The sequence below is a fragment of the Cupriavidus sp. F041 genome (assembly GCF_057814235.1).
On record NZ_JBVASY010000005.1, the window covers coordinates 40,694 to 58,243 of the forward strand.

Genomic DNA, 17,550 nt, shown 5'->3' on the forward strand with positions numbered 1-17,550 from the left:
CCGCCAAGAGAGGCCAGTGCGTGATCTGCGGGTGGGTTAGGATTCTTGCAGCGCGCTCAGGACTCCATACAACGGGCTGGCGGCTCCTCAGCACCATCCGCGGCGTCTTTGGAAACTTGGCGATTCTGCAGGCGGCTGTGCAGTGCCTCGCGGCGGACCAACATCGCTGCCGCGCCGTCCTCATCTGCGGCGGCAATGCCAGATTCCGCGCCGACCCGCAGATAGACTTGCCGGGAGACAACGGCGACAATCACAAGCCGGATAGCAGGTTGAGTGACACTGCGTTGCGGTGCTGAAAAGAATGTCCCGAAAAACGATCACGCCTCTACCAGCCGGTCACTACTGGACCTCGCCACACGCTCCCTTTCCTCTGGACGTTCCGGACGGCCACAAGATCAGTTCTCCGTTCCGTTAAGCGACCACGGCTGCTTCTGCAAGCGCTTTAGCCCTTCCAACATATCGCTCTGATCCGGCGAGCGTTGGGACATTTTGCCAGGTGGCCGCCCACGCTTGCGGGGCGGCTCTTCAGTGGCAGGCAAAGAGAGAGATCGTGTGTTGTCGCGCTTTTCCTGAACGTATTGGGCCAACTGCAGCACATGTCCGAGGCGCTTGTTGTCCACGATCGCGCCCTGATTCACTTCCGACAACTTGTCATAGGTGGTGAAGGTTAAAGCAACGCCGTTCGTCCGCGGTTCTATCCGCCCATCAGGTAGTGATAGACATCAATGTAGCGACCGGCAAGCTTGCGATGTTCCGGCGTATCGGCCAACAGATAGAGCATTTTGTCGAACTGGAATGTCAGGCTCTTGGACACTCGACGGGGCTCTCGCCACGCAAAGATCAGATCCAGTTTCTCATCAGATCGCAGCGGCCGATGGGCGTTGTGGTTGTTACGCGGCAGCTTAGCAAAGCGCTCGTTGTAGTCGTCGATGAATTCACGCGCAAACGCCGTTGGCAGCCTCCATCGTGTTGATGCCTCGCAGACGTAGTTCCTTTACCAGCCGGTCTTGCAGCGTCAGGTGCGCCCGCTCAACGCGTCCCTTGGCCTGGCTGCTGTTGGCGCAGATGCCTTCAATGTTGAGCTCAAATAAGGCCCGGGAAAACTGAGTATGACCGTCGCCCCCGGTGGCGTTGGGATGGTTGACTCGGAAGACGCTGGCCTTGTCGCCGTAGAGCGCCACCGGCTTGCCGTGGCGCTCCAAATATCTCCGCGTCGCAGCGAATTAACTGAACGTAGACTCCGTATGGGTAAAGCGCAGCCCCATGATCCGGCTGGTAGCGTCATCCACGTAGAGACCAGCAGCGTGCACGCCGGCGCTCGGTCCTCGAACCAGTGGTGATCGCAGCCATCAATCTGAATCAGTTCGCCATAGCAGGCGCGCCGATTACGAGGCTGGTAGACCTTCGGCGGCCGCTGTTTGCGCGGCACCCACAGGCCGGCTGCCGTCATCAGTCGGCGGATCGATTCTTTGGACAACGTCAGTCCATGGCGCTCTCGCAGCTTCTTGGCCGCCAGAGTTGGACCGAAATCGGCGTAGTGTTCCCGAATCAGGCTGAGGGATTCGGATTCGCGGTCCGCTGGCATCCGATTGTTGCTGGGTCGACCGCGCCGGCGAGAAACCAGCCCGGATGCGCCTTCCTGCCTGTAGCGCTCCAGCAGCCGCCGGAATTGCCGATCCGTGTTCTCCAGCCGTTCGGCAGCTACCCCGGCCCGCAATTATCCACGACCGCCTGGACGGTCTTGAGCCTATCTAACTCACGCATGCTTACTGTAATGACCTCGGTTCCAGCCATCGCCGGGCGTCCTTTTATGCATTCAACCGGGTAGGCTGAATACCATGAAGGGCGCCTCAGGCGGACATTTCAACTTTGCTGAAACCGGACATTCTGATTTGGCCGTAACACTAGCTGCGCCACTGTCGTCGTCAGATGGTAACCACGCCACTGGCATGCAAAGCTTCGCTCACGGCTTCGATCCCGTCGGCATCGAGATCTCGCAGCGGATGCCGCACATGGCCACCGCGCCAGCCGCGCAGATTCATGGCAGCCTTGGTGGACTGAGGCTGGCCCAGTTTGCGGGCGACCGCCCGCATGGGGTACCAGCGACGATGCAGGCCGCCGGCGTCCGTCGCGTTGCCATTGCGCACCGCATCGTAGGTAGCCTTGACCAACTCAGGCAGCGCGCAACTGTTGGTCGAGCTGACACCGTCGAAACCTAGCACCAGGGGCCCAAGCATCACGAGATCGGACGCGGCCAGTACGCGAATGCGGCCGCTGACGCGTCCGACGAGCTGATCGACCGTTGTCGGATTGAGATCGCCTTGCTTGAGTGCGACCACTTGCGGCACATCGCACAGGCGCTCGATCAGCGGCACCGATAGCGTGATACCGACGCCCGGCGCGTTATAGATCATCACGCCGGTCCTGGAGAGAGGTGCCACTTCCTTAAAAAACCGCTCGATCTGGTCATCGGTGACTTCCGACACGAACGGCGGCATCAGCATGGGCAGTCCGCCCAGTTCGCCAGCCAACGAGGTCAGTTCCTTCACAACGCGCACGTCGGCATGTGCGGTGCACAGCAATACAGGCACGCGATCGCCCACGACTTCCATTGCGTGGCGGAACAGCGTGGCGCGCTCTGCGGTATCCATGGCCGGGAATTCACCGTAGGTGCCGCCAATCAGGAGGCCATCGTAGCCCAGGCTCAGCATGCGCTCGATGTTCTCCGTCAGCGAGCGGAGGTCCAGACTGCCATCCGCCGCGAAAGGAGTGACTGCGATATTGAACAGGCCGCGGGTGCGCGCCAGCGATTCATCTTGAGATTTCATAATGCCTCGGGTCAACGTTGATGCGATTGCGATGGAAAAATGTAAGTGGGCCAAGCTAGGAATCGGCTGGAATACGAATGGGATTAGAAATCGAGCTGGCTGATCGGACGAATGCGCACGCCCTCGCCTTCCAGCGCGGCGCGCACCGCTCTGGCAATGGCCACCCCCTGCGGGTTGTCGCCATGCACGCAGATCGTGTGGACCCGCATGTCGACCTTGCGGCCGCCAACGGTATGAATCGCCTGCTCCCGAACCATCTGCAAGGCACGCGCGGCCGCAACAGCCGGGTCGTGGATGACCGCGCCCGGCTGGTTCCGCGGCAGCGTTAAGCCGTTGTCGCCATAGACACGGTCCGCAAAGACCTCGCAGGCCATGCGGACGCCGCCACGGCGGGCCGCGCGCTCGGTTTCATTGTGCGGCGAGCAGACCAGGACGAGATCCCGGTCGAGGGCGCGCATGGCACCGATAAGTGCGTCGGATAGCTCCGCGCTTTCGAAGGCCAGCGTGGCGAGGGCACCATGGAGCTTGACGTGCGTCACGCGATGGCCGACGGCCTGCGCCATCCCCTGCAGCGCAGCAATCTGGTAGATCAGCATCTTCTCGATGTCGGGCGGACTGTCTCCGACGATCTTGCGCCGGCCAAAACCGTACAGATCGTTAAAGCCAGGGTGCGCACCAACATCGACGCCTCGCGACAGTGCCTGGGCCGCGGTCTGGTGCATGACGACGGGATCGCCGCCATGAAAGCCGCAGGCCACGTTGGCCGACGTGACGATGGCCAGCATCGCGCCGTCGTCCCCTATTTCATAAGGGCCGAAGCTCTCGCCTAGGTCTGAATTCAGATCGACTTGCTGCACTTTCATCCTCCGAAACGCCACTCGGCGCCGCTTGGTATACCACTGGCACGCAAAATGCATGCCATTTGGCGGGCGACAGAATCTTGGTGGCCGTATTCCCGAAAACGGGCGTTTCGACTGGAGAAAGCATGACAAGCAAGTTGCAGAAAATAGCTAGCACTGTGGCAGTTGCCGCAGCCTTGCTGGCAGGTACCGCCAACGCGGCGGAGCTGAACTTCGCGAGCTGGGGCGGCGCCTATCAGGGCGCGATCCGCGAGGCCTGGTTGAAGCCGTTCGCCAAGGACACCGGGGTCAAGGTGACGGAAGACACCGATCCGCAAGTCGCAAAGATTCGCGCCATGATCGACACCAAGACCGTGAACTGGGATGTGGTGACGGAGAACAGCGCGCGGCTGACGCGCGGCGTCAAGCTGGGCGTGTTCGAAAAGATCACGCCCGAGATGGTGGACCAGAAGCACGTAATCCGCGGCGCGCGCAATGACTATGGCGTGCCGTCCGAGATTTTCTCGACCGTGGTGGGCTTTTCGTCCAAGACATTCCCCACCGGCAAGCCCCAGCCATCCACCTTCGCGGATTTCTGGGACGTGGCGAAATTCCCGGGCAAGCGCACGCTGCAGGACGATCCGGCCACCGTCATCGAGGCCGCGCTGATCGCCGACGGCGTTGCGCCCGCCGACGTCTACAAGGTGCTCGCCACGCCCGCGGGCGTGGACCGCGCCATGAAGCAGATCGAGAAGATCAAGCCAAGCGTCGCCATGTGGTGGAAGAACGGCGCCGAACCGGTCAACGCGCTGGGCAGCGGCGAGGTCGTCATGGCGCTGGGCTGGAACGGCCGCTTCCAGGCCGGCATCGATTCCGGGCTGCCGATCCAGATGGGTTGGGGCAACGCCGTGGCGCAGGTTGGCTACTTTGCCCTGGTCAAGGGTGCGCCTCATCGCGACGAAGCCCTGAAGCTGCTGAACTACATGATCCAGCCGAAGAACCAGGCCGAGTTCAGCAAGCACATCGCCTACGGCCCCACCACCGAAGCCGCCTTTCCCCTGATCGACGAGGCTCGCAAGCAGCGCCTGCCTTCCACGCCAGAGCGGCTGAAGAGCGCGTTGTTCCTCGATTCCGAGTTCTGGGAAAAGCAGGGGCCGGCCATCGTCGAGCGCTACAACCAGATCCGCGCACGTTGATTCGTACCGCCGCGAGGTAACTGCATCATGACAGGCACCGCCCTTCCCCTTCCTCCTGCCGCGACCGCACCCGCCGCGAGGCAGGCACGCCGCCGCCCGAGCCGCGCGGCGGTGCTCGCTGCCTTGCCGTTGCTGCTCTTCCTGCTGTGCTTCTTTGTCGGGCCCATCGCGGGCCTGCTCAAGGAAGGCTTCTATCAGGACGGCGTGGCCGCGCTGGCCAACTACCGCCACCTGATCGACACGCCGATCTACCGGATCGTGCTGGGCAATACGTTCACTATCGCCGCGGCGGTGACGCTGTCCTGCGTGCTGATGAGCTACCCGCTCGCTTACCTGATGGCCAGCGTGCGGCCCAATGTGGCCAGGCTGCTGTTCTTCGCGGTGCTGCTCCCGTTCTGGTCGAGCGCGCTGGTGCGCACCTCCGCCTGGATCGCGCTGCTGGGCAAGAACGGGCCGCTCAACGCCCTCCTGACCGGCGCCGGCATCCTCGACCAGCCGATGGCCTTCCTCTACAACTTCACCGGCGTGATGATCGGCATGACCCATGTGCTGATGCCCTTCGTGGTGCTGCCGCTCTATGCCTCGTTCCGCTCGCTGGACCACACTCTGGTGCAGGCCGCGCAGAGTCTCGGCGCGGGATCGGTGAGCATCTTCAGCCGCGTGGTGCTGCCGCTGACCAGCCCCGGGGTGGTGGCGGGCGGCATCATCGTCTTCATGAACGCGGTGGGCTACTACATTACGCCCTCGCTGATGGGTGGACCGGCCCAGCGCATGGTGGCAGAGCTGATTTCCTACAACATCACCGAGGAGCTGAACTGGGGCCTGGCCGCGGCGTTGGCCGCCGTGCTGCTGCTCACCGTGCTGGCGTCGCTGTGGCTCTTCAATCGCCTGTTCGGCCTGGACAAGCTGATCGCCGGTTCGGCCGGCAAGGGCAGCAGCACGCCGGGCACGGGGCGCGCCCCGGGCGGGCGGCTCGCCGTAGCCGCCGGCATCGCCTGCGCCGTGTTCCTGGTGTTGCCGATCGTCATCGTGATCCCGATGAGCTTCGGCACCACCGATTTCCCGGTGTTCCCGCCGCCGCAGTATGGGCTGCGCTGGTACGCCAGCTTCTTCGACGACGCCAAATGGCTTGATGCCCTCTGGTCCAGCCTGCGCGTGGGCGCGATCGTGACGGTGCTCGCCACCCTGCTTGGCACCGCCGCGGCGCTAGGCGTACACAAGATGGCGTCGGCGCGCAAGGGCTGGCTCGATGCGCTGTTCGTCGTCCCGATGTCGGTGCCGGCGATCATCACTGCGGTGTCGCTCTACTACCTGCTGGCGCCGCTCGGCTGGGTCGCCAACTCGCTGGCCATCGTCATCGGCCACACCGTGCTGTCCACGCCCTACGTCTACATCACGGTGCGCGCCGCACTGCGCAGCTTCGATCCCAGCCTGGAGCTGGCGGCGCTGAGCCTGGGCGCCTCGTGGCCGACCATGTTCCGCTTGGTGATGCTGCCGGCGCTGCTGCCCAGCCTCGTCGGCGGCGCGGTGTTCGCCTTCGTGACCTCGTTCGACGATGTGGTGATGGCGCTGTTCCTCACCACCATCCGTAACCGCACCCTGCCCAAGCTGATGTACGAGGGCCTGGCGCACGATTTCGATCCAACGGTGATCTCCGCGTCCTGCGTGCTGATTGCCGCCACCGCGCTCATCCTGATGGCCAACCAGTTGCTGGGAAAGAAGAAAGGAGCATGACGATGCAAGCCACCCTCTCGCCAACCGCGCCCCCGCCCTTTGCGGCGCCGCCGGTGCTGCAGCTCTCCGAGCGCCCCGAGGCCCAGGGCAAGGACATCTCGGTGCGCGCCGTGCGCAAGTCCTATGGCAGCGCGGTCGCGCTGCCGGATGTCTCGTTATCAGTGGCACGCGGCGAATTCTGTACCCTGCTTGGCGCCTCGGGCTCGGGCAAGACCACGCTGCTGAAGATCATCGCCGGCTTCGAAGCGCCCGACACCGGCAGCGTGCATATCGCCGGCCGTGACGTCACCCACACGCCGATCGCCGAACGCAATATCGGCATGGTGTTCCAGAACTACGCGCTGTTCCCCCATATGTCGGTGTTCGAGAACGTAGCCTTTGCGCTGCGCATGCGGCGCCTCAACCACGACGACATCAAGCGGCGCGTCGGCGAAGCGCTCGAACTGGTGAGCCTGCAGGCCCTGGCAGCGCGCCTGCCGCGCGAGCTCTCGGGCGGGCAGCAGCAGCGCGTGGCGCTGGCCCGTGCGCTGGTCTTCATGCCTGACGTGTTGCTGATGGACGAACCGCTTGGCGCACTCGACAAGAACCTGCGGCAGGCGATCCAGTTGCAACTCAAGAAGCTGCACCACGACCTCGGCCTGACGGTGGTTTTCGTCACCCACGACCAGGAGGAAGCCATGAACCTGTCTGACCGTATCGTCATCCTGGACCAGGGCCGCATCGTGCAGGCGGGCGCGCCCGCGGCGCTGTACCGCTCGCCCGACACGCCGTTCGTCGCGGGCTTCCTGGGTGAATGCAACTTCCTCGAAGAACCCACCCGCGTGCTCGGCATCAGGCCGGAGAACGTGCGCGTTGGCACGCAGCTTGGCGCGTCTGACGTACGGCACGAGGGCCGCGTGGTGGCCTCGACGTTCTGCGGCCTGCACTGGAAGGTATTCATCGCCTGGCGGGACAGGACCATCGTTGCCTATTCCCCCGCCGGGGTCGCTGGTACCGATACCGATCACGAGCCCGGGCGGCTCGTAGCCTGGGGCTTCAACTCCGGCGACGCCATGGCGTTTGCCATCCAATGAAGGCAGATGGGCACCAGCAGCGCGACAGCATATTCACTACCGCACCAACATGAAAACACTGACAAAGATCGAGACAGACCACGGCGCTACCGCAAGCGCGCCGGAAGACATCGCGCTGATCTCAACCACGCCTGCCGGGGACATCCCGGACCTGGCGGGCGATGCCTACAGCACGCTGCTTGAGATGATCCAACTGGGCCGCCTGCGCACCGAGACGCCGCTGCAGGAGCGCGCGTTGGCGGCTACGCTTGGCATCTCGCGCACGCCGCTGCGCGAAGCCATGAGCCGGCTCATCGGTGGTGGCTTTGCCGTACGCACGCCGCGCGGGCAACTCATGATCAAGGAGCCCACCCTGCGCCAGTACCTGGAGATCCTGCAAATGCGGGGCCTGCTGGAAAGCGAAGCAGCCGCCCAGGCCGCGACCCGGATGGACCCCAAGCATGCGCAATACGTCATCGCCCAGGTGGAAGCGCATCTGCTGGCGCGCAACACCACCAAGGACGAGAACCACAGGATCGATAACCTGCTGCACGACACCGTCGCCACGGCCAGCGGTAACCAGATGCTGGCGCAGACCATCCATGACCTGCGCATCAAGGCCAGATGCTTCGACCAGAACGGCGCACCCGAGCGCTTCGAGCCCTGCGCGCGCGAGCATATCGCCATCCTGCAGGCCATTGTCGAGCGCAACCCGGATGCGGCGCGCGCCGCCATGAGCCTGCACCTAGCCAACGCACGCGCTGGCCTGGTCGCACGCCATACAAACTTGTGACTTTGTGTGTCCATCAACCAGCAGATTCATCCATGACAACTACATTGCGCATTGACGAAAGCGCTAAGGGCGTCTTCATCATCTCAGCGACCCCCTTCACTGAACAGGGGGCGCTCGACCTGGAGAGCACCGACAGCGTGGTCGACTTCTACCTCGGCAAGAAGGTCTCGGGCATGACCATCCTCGGCATGATGGGCGAAGCGCCCAAGCTGTCGGAGGAGGAGTCCATGATCTTCGTGCGCCGCGTCCTCGAGCGGGTCGAGGGCCGGGTGCCGGTGATCGTCGGGGTGAGCCACGCGTCGAATCAGCATGTGGAGCGCTTGGCGAGGGCCTCGATGGCGCTCGGCGCGGCCGGGGTCATGCTGGCGCCAGTGGCAAACCTCAGGACCGACGACCAGGTCTATGGCTACTACGCTGCCATTGCGCGCCTGCTTGGACCGGATGTGCCGATCTGCCTGCAGGACTTCCCCCAGGCCACCGGCGTCTACACCTCGGTCGACGTCGTCCTGCGGATGGTGCGGGAATTCCCGCAGGTGGTGATGTTCAAGCACGAGGAGCTACCCGGCCTGCGCAAGCTCTCGCAGATTCGTGCCCGAAGCGACGCGGAAGGCCTGCGCCGCATCAGCATCCTGGCCGGCAATGGCGGTCTATTCCTGCCGCAGGAGATGCTGCGGGGCGCGGATGGCGCGATGACCGGCTTCGCCTACCCTGAGATGCTGGTCCAGGTCTGCGACCTTTTCGCCCAAGGTAAGGCCGGTGAAGCCGAAGACCTGTTCGACCTGTACCTGCCACTGCTGCGCCATGAGTTCCAGTACGGCATCGGCCTGGCACTGCGCAAGGAAACCCTGCGCCGGCGCGGCGCGATTGCCAGTGCCGCGGTGCGCAAGCCCGGACCGGTGCTGGACGCAACTGACCTTGCGGAGCTCGAGCGGCTGATTGGCCGCGTGGAAGCAAGTTTGGCGAACGCCGGCCAGGCTGGTCACTGACGCCAGGGGAAACTGCATGACTTTCGACTTCTGCATCACCGGCGCATCGATCGTGGACGGCAGCGGCAGATCCGCCTTCGTTGGCGACGTTGGCGTAAAGGACGGGAAGATCGCCGCCGTGGGTGAGCTTGCCCACGCCAGCGCGGTGGAATGCATCGATGGCCGTGGCCGGGTTGTCGCGCCCGGCTTCATCGACGTCCATACGCACGACGACCGCGCCCTGCTGATGCCGGGCGCGATGACGGCGAAGCTGTCCCAGGGCGTGACAACCGTCGTCACCGGCAACTGTGGACTCAGCCTGGCGCCTGCACGGCCGGGAACCGCCATACCGCCTCCGCTGGACCTGATCGCCACGCCGGAATGGCTCCGCTTTCCGGCCTTCGGCGACTACCTCCGCGCCCTGGATGCGAGCGGGACTGCGGTCAACGCCGTCTGCCTTGTGGGCCACCTGACGTTGCGGGCCAGCGTCATGGACAACCTGGAACGCCCGGCAACCCCCGCCGAATGCGATGCCATGCGGCGCCTGCTGGCCGATGCGCTCGAGGCAGGTGCCTGGGGCATGTCCACCGGCACCTTCTATCCGCCCGCGCGGCTTGCCACCACCGACGAAATCGTCGCGGTAGGCGAGCCCCTGCGGGTCCATGGCGCGCTCTATGCCACCCATATGCGCAACGAAGCCGAGAAAATCATCGATGCGCTGGATGAAACCTTCGAGATAGGCAGGCGGCTTGGCGTACGCGTACTGATCTCGCACCACAAGCTGGCGGGCATCGCCAATCACGGGCGCTCCGCCGAGACGCTGAAGCACATCGCAGCCGCGATGCAAACGCAGCCGATATCGCTTGATTGCTACCCCTACAACGCGTCCTCCACTGTACTGCGGCCGGAGTTCGTGGCGCGCGCGGCCGCCGTGATGGTCAGTTGGTCCACGCCGCATCCGGAGCATGCCGGCAGGCTGCTCGCCGATATTGCGCGCGAGATGGGCTGCGACGATGAACAAGCCGCCGCGCGCCTGGCACCGGCCGGCGCCGTCTACTTCATGATGGATGAGGCTGACGTGCGCCGCATCCTCGCCTTCCCCAAAGCCATGATCGGCTCGGACGGCATGCCGCACGACGAGCATCCCCACCCGCGCCTGTGGGGGACATTTCCCCGAGTGCTGGGCCACTACTCGCGCGAGGAACGGCTTTTCCCGCTGGTAACGGCAATCCACAAGATGAGCGGCCTCACCGCCGGCGAGCTCGGCATCGCCGACCGCGGCCATATCGCCGTCGGCCAGGCGGCCGATCTTGTGCTGTTTGACCCCGACACGGTCGGGGATCGCGCGACCTTTGCCAAGCCGGCCACGCTATCGGCGGGTATCGAGAGCGTCTGGGTCAACGGACGGCTGGCTTTCGCAAAGGGAGAAGCACGCGACGATCGCGCGGGACGTGTATTGACCAGGACGCCATCACAGGCCGTGCAAGCGTAGCAATCCGTTTGGCACGTGTATTGCTTGCACTCCATTGGCATACCAATGGCACACAAGCCTCATATCAACCACCAACGCAATGCCATGGGCGATCGCTCGATGCCCATGGGCGCGTATAGGAAAGCAGCGCAAGCCATGTCTGTTCTTAGCTTAGATACCCGCCTGGCGTCCCGCCTGAGCGCCGCGCGGCCGTCGGCCACGGGGGCTATTGCCGAAGCCGCCCGCCTCATGGTAGCGCAAGGGCGCGCAGTCATCAGCCTGGCCGAGGGAGAACTCGACTTCGATACACCCGCGCACATTCGGCAAGCTGCCGTCGCCGGCATCATGGACGGGCATACGCGCTATACAAACGTGGCAGGCACGCCCCAACTCAGGGCCGCGATCGTGCGCAAATTCGTGCGTGACAATGCCCTGCACTACGACGAGAGCGAGGTCATTGCCGCGACGGGCGCAAAGCAGATTCTCTTCAATGCCCTGCTGGCCACCGTCAACGACGGGGACGAGGCCATTGTCGTGGCGCCCTACTGGGTGTCCTATTCCGAGATGGTGCGCATTGCCGGGGGCACGCCGGTGGTGGTGACGCCGGAGGCCGATGCCGGCTTCAAGCTGACGCCGGACGCACTCGCCGCCGCCATCACGCCCAGGACACGCTGGCTGATGCTGAACTCGCCCTGCAATCCTTCCGGATCGCTCTACTCCGCCGACGAACTGCGGGGGCTGGCGGACGTGCTGCGCGCGCACCCCCGCGTGCTGGTGATGTCCGACGATATCTACGAGAAGATCGTGTTCGACGGCGAGTTCTTCTCCTTCGCGCAGGCGGCACCGGACATGAAGGCGCGCACGCTCACCATCAATGGCGTTTCCAAGGCGTACGCCATGACGGGGTGGCGGCTGGGCTATGCCGGCGGCCCGCTGTGGCTGATCAAAGCGCTGGAGATGCTGCAATCCCAAAGCACCAGCAACCCCAGTTCGGTTAGCCAGGTCGCCGCCATCGCCGCGCTCGACGGGCCGCAGGATTTCCTGGAGGACTGGATGGTGCGTCTGCGCTGGCGCCGGGACCTCGCCATCGATCTGCTCTCGGGGGCGGCACCGCTGTTGACCATGCGCACGCCGCCCGCGGCCTTCTACCTTTATGCGGATTGCAGTGGGACGATTGGCATGCGCACGCCGGGCGGCAACCTCATCGAAAGCGATCTGGACCTGGCGCGCTACCTGCTGGAGGAAGCGGGTGTCGCGGTCGTGCCTGGCACGGCATTCGGCCTGGCGCCGTACCTGCGGTTTGCCTATGCGGTTTCCGATGACCGGCTGCGCATGGCATGCGAGCAGATCGCCCAGGCCTGCTGCAGGCTGTCCAGGCCATGAAAGCAGCGGACATGAATGCACCGGCGCATACCGGGAGCGCGGCGGAGCCCGGGCCTGCGCACCAGCACCTGCGCGACGGATGGCTCATCGAGCCCGCCGGCGACCGCTGCCTGTTGATCCGCCTCGGCAACCGGGTTGATGCCGAAGTCAGCCAGACGGTGCACGCGGTGACGGTATGGCTGTCCAGCCGCGCCCTGCCCGGCGTCATCGACGTGGTGCCCGCGTTCACCACGGTGGCCGTCCACTACCGGCCCGTGCAGTTGCCACTGGGCAAGGGCTCCGCCTCCCAGTCCCTGAGCGCGGCCATAGACCAGCTCCTGTCACACGGGGTGCCCAGGATCGCCGGCTCCGGGCGCCTAGTGGAAATTCCGGTGTGCTACGGCGGCGAGTACGGCCCCGATCTGGAAGACGTCGCGCACAAATGCGGAATCTCCACCAGTGAGGTCATCCGCCTGCATACCGCCGCGCCGCTTGTCCTCTATACGTTCTTCTTCGCGCCAGGCACCCCGTTCGCGGGACCGCTGGATCCCAGGCTGCAGGTGCCACGGCGCGCAGTGCCGCGTACCCGTGTGCCGGCCGGGTCTGTGGCGATCGCCAACGGGATCTCCTCCATCTACCCGACTGAATCCCCCGGCGGGTGGAACCTCATCGGCCGCACGCCCTGGACCTTGTTCGACATCCGCAAGAGCCCTCCGACGCGTTTGCAGATCGGCGACCACATGCAATTCGTGCCGATCTCGCCGCGCGAGTTCGAAGAGCTGCTGGAGCCACGCCAATGAACCATATGCTGGTTGAGAAGCCCGGGGTGTTTTCCCTCCTCCAGGACACGGGGCGCAACGGCTACCAGAGCTATGGCGTGCCGGTCAACGGGCCGATGGACGAGTGGGCGCACCGCATCGCCAATGCCCTGGTAGGCAATGGCGAGGACGCCGCTACCCTTGAGTGCACGCTGAAGGGCCCCAGCGTCAGCTTCTCCCGCAACACCCTGATCGCACTGAGCGGCGCGGATATGCGGGTCACTGCGGGCGGTGCGGAGATACCGATGCACTGTGCCGTCGTGGTGCGCCACGGCGTACGCCTGGAGTTCGGCGAGCGCAGGGCGGGTGCCCGTCTCTATCTCGCGGTGCGGGGTGGATTCGATGCCCCGCTCGTGCTCGGCAGCCGCAGCACCTACGTGCGCGGCAGCTTCGGTGGTTTCGAAGGCCGCGCGTTGCGCCGTGGCGACCGGGTGCCAGTGGCGTCGCCAAGGAGAGAAGTTCTGGAACTCGAGCGCATGATGATCCAGAGTGGCATGCCCTTCGTCGCCGCAGCGGTGCCGGACACCACACCACTGTCATCCGCCACGCAGGCGCTGCGCTTCGTACCTGGCCCGCAGTGGCATTCCTTCACCAGCCAGGCGCAGCGCGACTTCGAATCCGAGTGCTTCCGGCTTTCAGCGCAATCCGACCGCATGGGCTACCGGCTGGAAGGCCCCGAGCTGCTGTTGGAGCAGCCACTGGAAATGATCTCCGAAGTCGTGACCTTTGGCACCGTCCAAGTGCCGCCGGGCGGTAGTCCTATCGTGCTGATGGCCGACCGCCAGAGCGCCGGCGGGTATCCGAAGCTGGCCTATGTCGCCAGTGCCGACCTGCCCTCGCTGGCGCAGGCCCTGCCAGGCGATGCGCTGCGCTTCCAGGCCGTCACCCAAGCCGAGGCAGAAGCACTCTGCCTGGAAGTCGAAGATCGCTTTGCCCGGGTCAGGCTACTGACCGCGAAGGCGCTGGGCCTCCCCGTCCAATAACGCAAAAGGAATCCATCATGCCATTCATCGATATCAACTGCGATATGGGCGAGAGCTTCGGGCCCTGGGTCATGGGCAACGACCGCGCGATCCTGCAGCATGTCACCTCCGCCAACATTGCCTGCGGTTTCCATGCAGGGGATCCGGACACGATGCTCGAGACGGTCCGCGCGGCCGCGGCCGCTGGAGTGGCGGTTGGTGCGCATCCGGGACTCCCCGATCTGCAGGGCTTCGGCCGCCGCGAGATGGCCATGACGCCCGACGAGGTCTATGCCCTGACCGTGTACCAGGTTGGTGCCATGCTTGGCGTCACGCGGGCAGTAGGCGTGCCCCTGCACCACGTCAAGACACACGGCGCGCTCTACAACATGACCGCGCACGACCCGGCGCTTGCCGAGGCGGTGGCGCGGGCCGTGCGCGACATCGATCCAGGCCTGGTGGTCTACGTCGCCAACGCCAACATGGCGAGCGCTGCCGGCGGGATGGGCCTGCGCGTGGCCTTCGAGGTCTATGCGGACCGTAGCTACCAGGACGACGGCACGCTGACCCCGCGCTCCGAGCCGCACGCGATGATCGAAGACGTGGCGGAATCGATCGCCCAGGTCAAGCGCATGGTGAGCGATGGCAGCGTGATCTCACTCGCAGGCAAGACCGTTCCCATCGCGGCCGACACGCTCTGCATCCATGGCGACCAGCCCGGCGCGGCGGTGTTCGCGGCGCGCATCCGCGCCGCGCTCGATGCCGATGGCATTGGCGTGCGGCCTGTCTGACGTATCCCGCCACCTACGCACGTAACGCCCCCCATTCCGACCGACCCTCCCCAAACCAAGGTGATCCTCATGTCCTCCAAGCTGACTCCGCCCCCCAAGCGCACGCTCAACCTCGCGGCGTGCACCGTTGCGCTGGCGCTCGGCGTGCTGTCTGGCGCCGGCGCGCACGCGCAGACGCGCGGCGGCACGTTGCGCGCGATCGCGCAGCCCGAGCCACCCACGCTCATGCTTGGCCTCAATCAGCAAACGCCCACCCAATACGTGGCGGGCAAGATCTACGAAAGCCTGCTGACATGGACGCCGGACATGACGCCGAGGCCGGGCCTGGCCAGGTCCTGGACCATCTCGCCCGACGGCAAGGTCTACACGTTCGAGTTGCAGCCGAACGTCAAGTGGCACGACGGCAAGCCGTTCTCGGCAGACGACGTCGTGTTCTCGGTCGACAAGTTCCTGCGCGCGGTGCACCCGCGCGCGCGGGTCATCATCGAGCAGTTCGTGGACACCGTGAAGGCGCTCGGCCCAAACAAGGTGCAGATCACGCTCAAGGCGCCGTTTGCCCCGTTTCTGAAGGCCTTCGTCAGCGACAACATGCCGATCGTGCCCAAGCACATCTATGACGGCACCGACTACGCCAAGAACCCAGCCAACCAGACGCCAATCGGGACCGGCCCGTTCAAATTCAAGGAATGGAAGAAAGGCGCGTACATCATCCTCACGCGCAACCCCGATTACTGGCAGGCCGGCAAACCGTACCTGGACGAGATCGTCTTCAACGTGATTCCCGATGCGGCCTCGCGTGCGGTCGCCTTCGAGCGCGGCGATGTCCAGGTGGTGAGCGCCGGTGACGTGGACAACGTGGAGGTGAAACGTCTCAAGGCGCTACCGGGCGTGCAATACACGACGAAGGGCTGGGAGATGTTCTCCAAGCTGGCCTATATCCAGATGAACCAGCGCAAGCCGCCCTTCGACAACGTCAAGGTGCGCCAGGCTGTCATGGAGGCCATCAACCGCAAGTTCGTTGTGAACAGCATCTTCTTCGGTCTCGGCAAGGTCGCCACCGGTCCGATTTCTTCAACTACGCCGTTCTACGATGCCAACGTTCCGGCCTACAACTTCGAACTAAAGAAAGCGCGTGCGTTGATCAAGGAGTCCGGTGTCGACCCCGCGAAGACGCCGATCAAGATCCTGTCGTATCCCTACGGCGCGACCTGGGACCGGCTCGGCGAGTACACGCGCCAGAGCCTCGAACAACTCGGCTTCAAGGTCGAGATGGAGTCGGCGGATGCGGGCACGTGGGCCAAGCTCGTCTCGGATTTCGACTTCGACCTGACCTTTAGCTTCACGTCGCAATATGGCGATCCGGCGCTGGGCGTCTCGCGTCTTTACCTGGCCCGCAACATGGTCAAAGGCTCCGCGTTCGTCAACAACCAGGGATATCGGAACGACGCGGTCGATGCGATGTGGGACAAGGCTGCCGCCGCGACGTCTAACGACGAGCGCCAGAAGCTGTACTCCAGCATCCAGAAGACACTCGTGGAGGAGGTGGCGAACGGGTACCTGTTCGAGATGGAAATCCCAACGCTCTACAACGCGAAGGTGCACAACCTCATCCAGACGGCGATCGGTCTTAACGACACGTTCGCCGATGCCTACATCGACAAGTAAGCACCCGTGCGCGGCGATGCGCCGGGCAAGTTGTACGGCGCATCGTTCCCCCCTCGTTAACTTTCTTGGAATCTATTTCGTGGATAAGGCACTGTCAGTGTTCGCGCGGCTCGGCAAAGCGGCCCTGGTCGTGCTGGGCGTCGTCGTCATCAACTTCCTGTTGATCCGGCTGGCGCCCGGCGATCCGGCCGCCGTGCTGGCGGGAGAATCGGGGGCCTCGGACCCCACCTACGTGGCACAGCTACGGCAAGAGTTCGGCCTCGACAAGCCGGTCTATGTCCAGCTGGCGAACTACCTGAACGGCGTGGCGCACCTCGACCTGGGCTACTCATACCGGGAACGCCTGCCGGTGCTCGACATCATCCTAGACCGCCTGCCGGCCACGCTGCTGCTGATGTCGTGCGCGTTCGTCTTCGCGCTTGTGTTCGGCGTGCTGTTCGGCGTGGTGGCCTCGCGCAGCCGCTATCAGGGCAAGCACCCATGGCTCGACAGCGTGCTGATGACGGGATCGCTTCTGATCTACGCCACGCCGCAGTTCTGGCTGGCGCTGCTGGCCATCCTTTTCTTTTCGCTGCACCTCGGCTGGCTGCCGCCCTACGGCATGGAGACAGTGGGCGGCGCGTTGACTGGCTGGGCGCGTGTGCGCGACGTCGCGCATCACCTTGTGCTGCCTACTGCGTCGCTCGGCTGCTTCTTCATGGCGGTCTACGCGCGGCTGACGCGCGCTTCCATGCTCGAAGTGCTTGGCATGGACTTCATCAAGACGGCGCGCGCCAAGGGCGTTTCAGTGGGCGGGACCATCCGCCACCACGCGCTGCGCAATGCGCTGCTGCCGGTGGTGACGTTCGCGGGGATCCAGCTGGGGCAGATGGCCGGCGGCGCGGTACTTACCGAAACCGTGTTCGGATGGCCCGGCATCGGACGGCTGATGTTCGACGCGCTGCTCCAGCGCGACTATCAATTGCTGCTCGGCGTGTTTCTGGTGACATCGACGATGGTGGTGGTCTTCAACCTGCTCACCGATCTCGCCTACCGGCTGATCGATCCACGCATCCAGCAAGCCTGAGGAGTCTC

At 64.6% G+C, this 17,550-nt stretch carries 14 protein-coding genes and 1 pseudogene; 12 read left to right on the top strand and 3 right to left on the bottom strand.

Annotated features, from left to right (window positions below):
* Positions 1-395: 395 nt before the first annotated feature.
* The 3 genes and pseudogenes from ACZY0R_RS42960 to ACZY0R_RS42970 form a co-directional block, all read right to left on the bottom strand.
* A pseudogene (locus tag ACZY0R_RS42960) lies at positions 396-1,794 on the bottom strand (ISNCY family transposase).
* 131 nt (positions 1,795-1,925) lie between these two features.
* Positions 1,926-2,828: a dihydrodipicolinate synthase family protein gene (locus ACZY0R_RS42965; RefSeq protein WP_488867886.1), complete on the bottom strand. Its 903-nt coding sequence runs from the start codon at positions 2,826-2,828 to the stop codon at positions 1,926-1,928.
* 83 nt (positions 2,829-2,911) lie between these two features.
* Positions 2,912-3,745: a LamB/YcsF family protein gene (locus ACZY0R_RS42970; protein WP_488867888.1), complete on the bottom strand. Its 834-nt coding sequence runs from the start codon at positions 3,743-3,745 to the stop codon at positions 2,912-2,914.
* Between the two features lie 68 nt (positions 3,746-3,813).
* Between ACZY0R_RS42970 and ACZY0R_RS42975 the strand changes: the two genes are divergently transcribed.
* The 12 genes from ACZY0R_RS42975 to ACZY0R_RS43030 all read left to right on the top strand — a co-directional run bounded on the left by ACZY0R_RS42975 (position 3,814) and on the right by ACZY0R_RS43030 (position 17,542).
* Complete coding sequence (locus tag ACZY0R_RS42975) at positions 3,814-4,863, top strand: ABC transporter substrate-binding protein (RefSeq protein WP_488867890.1); 1,050 nt, start codon at positions 3,814-3,816, stop codon at positions 4,861-4,863.
* A 27-nt stretch (positions 4,864-4,890) separates the two neighbouring features.
* Entirely contained in the window at positions 4,891-6,597 is a 1,707-nt protein-coding gene (locus ACZY0R_RS42980; protein WP_488867892.1) for an ABC transporter permease subunit, read from the top strand.
* Positions 6,598-6,599: 2 nt separating this feature from the next.
* The gene (locus tag ACZY0R_RS42985; RefSeq protein ID WP_488867893.1) at positions 6,600-7,670 is read left to right on the top strand and encodes an ABC transporter ATP-binding protein; all 1,071 of its coding nucleotides are present in this window, start codon (positions 6,600-6,602) and stop codon (positions 7,668-7,670) included.
* 49 nt (positions 7,671-7,719) lie between these two features.
* Positions 7,720-8,442, top strand: coding sequence for a GntR family transcriptional regulator (locus ACZY0R_RS42990; protein ID WP_488867895.1), 723 nt, complete (start codon positions 7,720-7,722; stop codon positions 8,440-8,442).
* A 32-nt stretch (positions 8,443-8,474) separates the two neighbouring features.
* On the top strand, positions 8,475-9,428 hold the full coding sequence (locus ACZY0R_RS42995) for a dihydrodipicolinate synthase family protein (RefSeq protein WP_488867897.1): 954 nt from the start codon (positions 8,475-8,477) through the stop codon (positions 9,426-9,428).
* A 16-nt stretch (positions 9,429-9,444) separates the two neighbouring features.
* Entirely contained in the window at positions 9,445-10,899 is a 1,455-nt protein-coding gene (locus ACZY0R_RS43000) for an N-acyl-D-amino-acid deacylase family protein (RefSeq protein WP_488867899.1), read from the top strand.
* 135 nt (positions 10,900-11,034) lie between these two features.
* Positions 11,035-12,261, top strand: a complete 1,227-nt coding sequence (locus ACZY0R_RS43005; protein ID WP_488867901.1) for a pyridoxal phosphate-dependent aminotransferase — start codon at positions 11,035-11,037, stop codon at positions 12,259-12,261.
* Complete coding sequence (pxpB, locus tag ACZY0R_RS43010) at positions 12,258-13,040, top strand: 5-oxoprolinase subunit PxpB (RefSeq protein WP_488867903.1); 783 nt, start codon at positions 12,258-12,260, stop codon at positions 13,038-13,040. The genes ACZY0R_RS43005 and pxpB overlap by 4 nt, the downstream gene beginning before the upstream one ends.
* Positions 13,037-14,041, top strand: coding sequence for a 5-oxoprolinase subunit C family protein (locus tag ACZY0R_RS43015; RefSeq protein WP_488867905.1), 1,005 nt, complete (start codon positions 13,037-13,039; stop codon positions 14,039-14,041). The genes pxpB and ACZY0R_RS43015 overlap by 4 nt, the downstream gene beginning before the upstream one ends.
* Before the next feature lie 17 nt (positions 14,042-14,058).
* The gene (locus tag ACZY0R_RS43020) at positions 14,059-14,811 is read left to right on the top strand and encodes a LamB/YcsF family protein (RefSeq protein WP_488867907.1); all 753 of its coding nucleotides are present in this window, start codon (positions 14,059-14,061) and stop codon (positions 14,809-14,811) included.
* A gap of 69 nt (positions 14,812-14,880) precedes the next feature.
* Positions 14,881-16,476, top strand: coding sequence for an ABC transporter substrate-binding protein (locus ACZY0R_RS43025; protein ID WP_488867909.1), 1,596 nt, complete (start codon positions 14,881-14,883; stop codon positions 16,474-16,476).
* 79 nt (positions 16,477-16,555) lie between these two features.
* Positions 16,556-17,542 (top strand): ABC transporter permease, encoded by a 987-nt coding sequence (locus ACZY0R_RS43030; RefSeq protein WP_488867911.1) that lies wholly within the window; start codon positions 16,556-16,558, stop codon positions 17,540-17,542.
* Positions 17,543-17,550 lie beyond the last annotated feature (8 nt).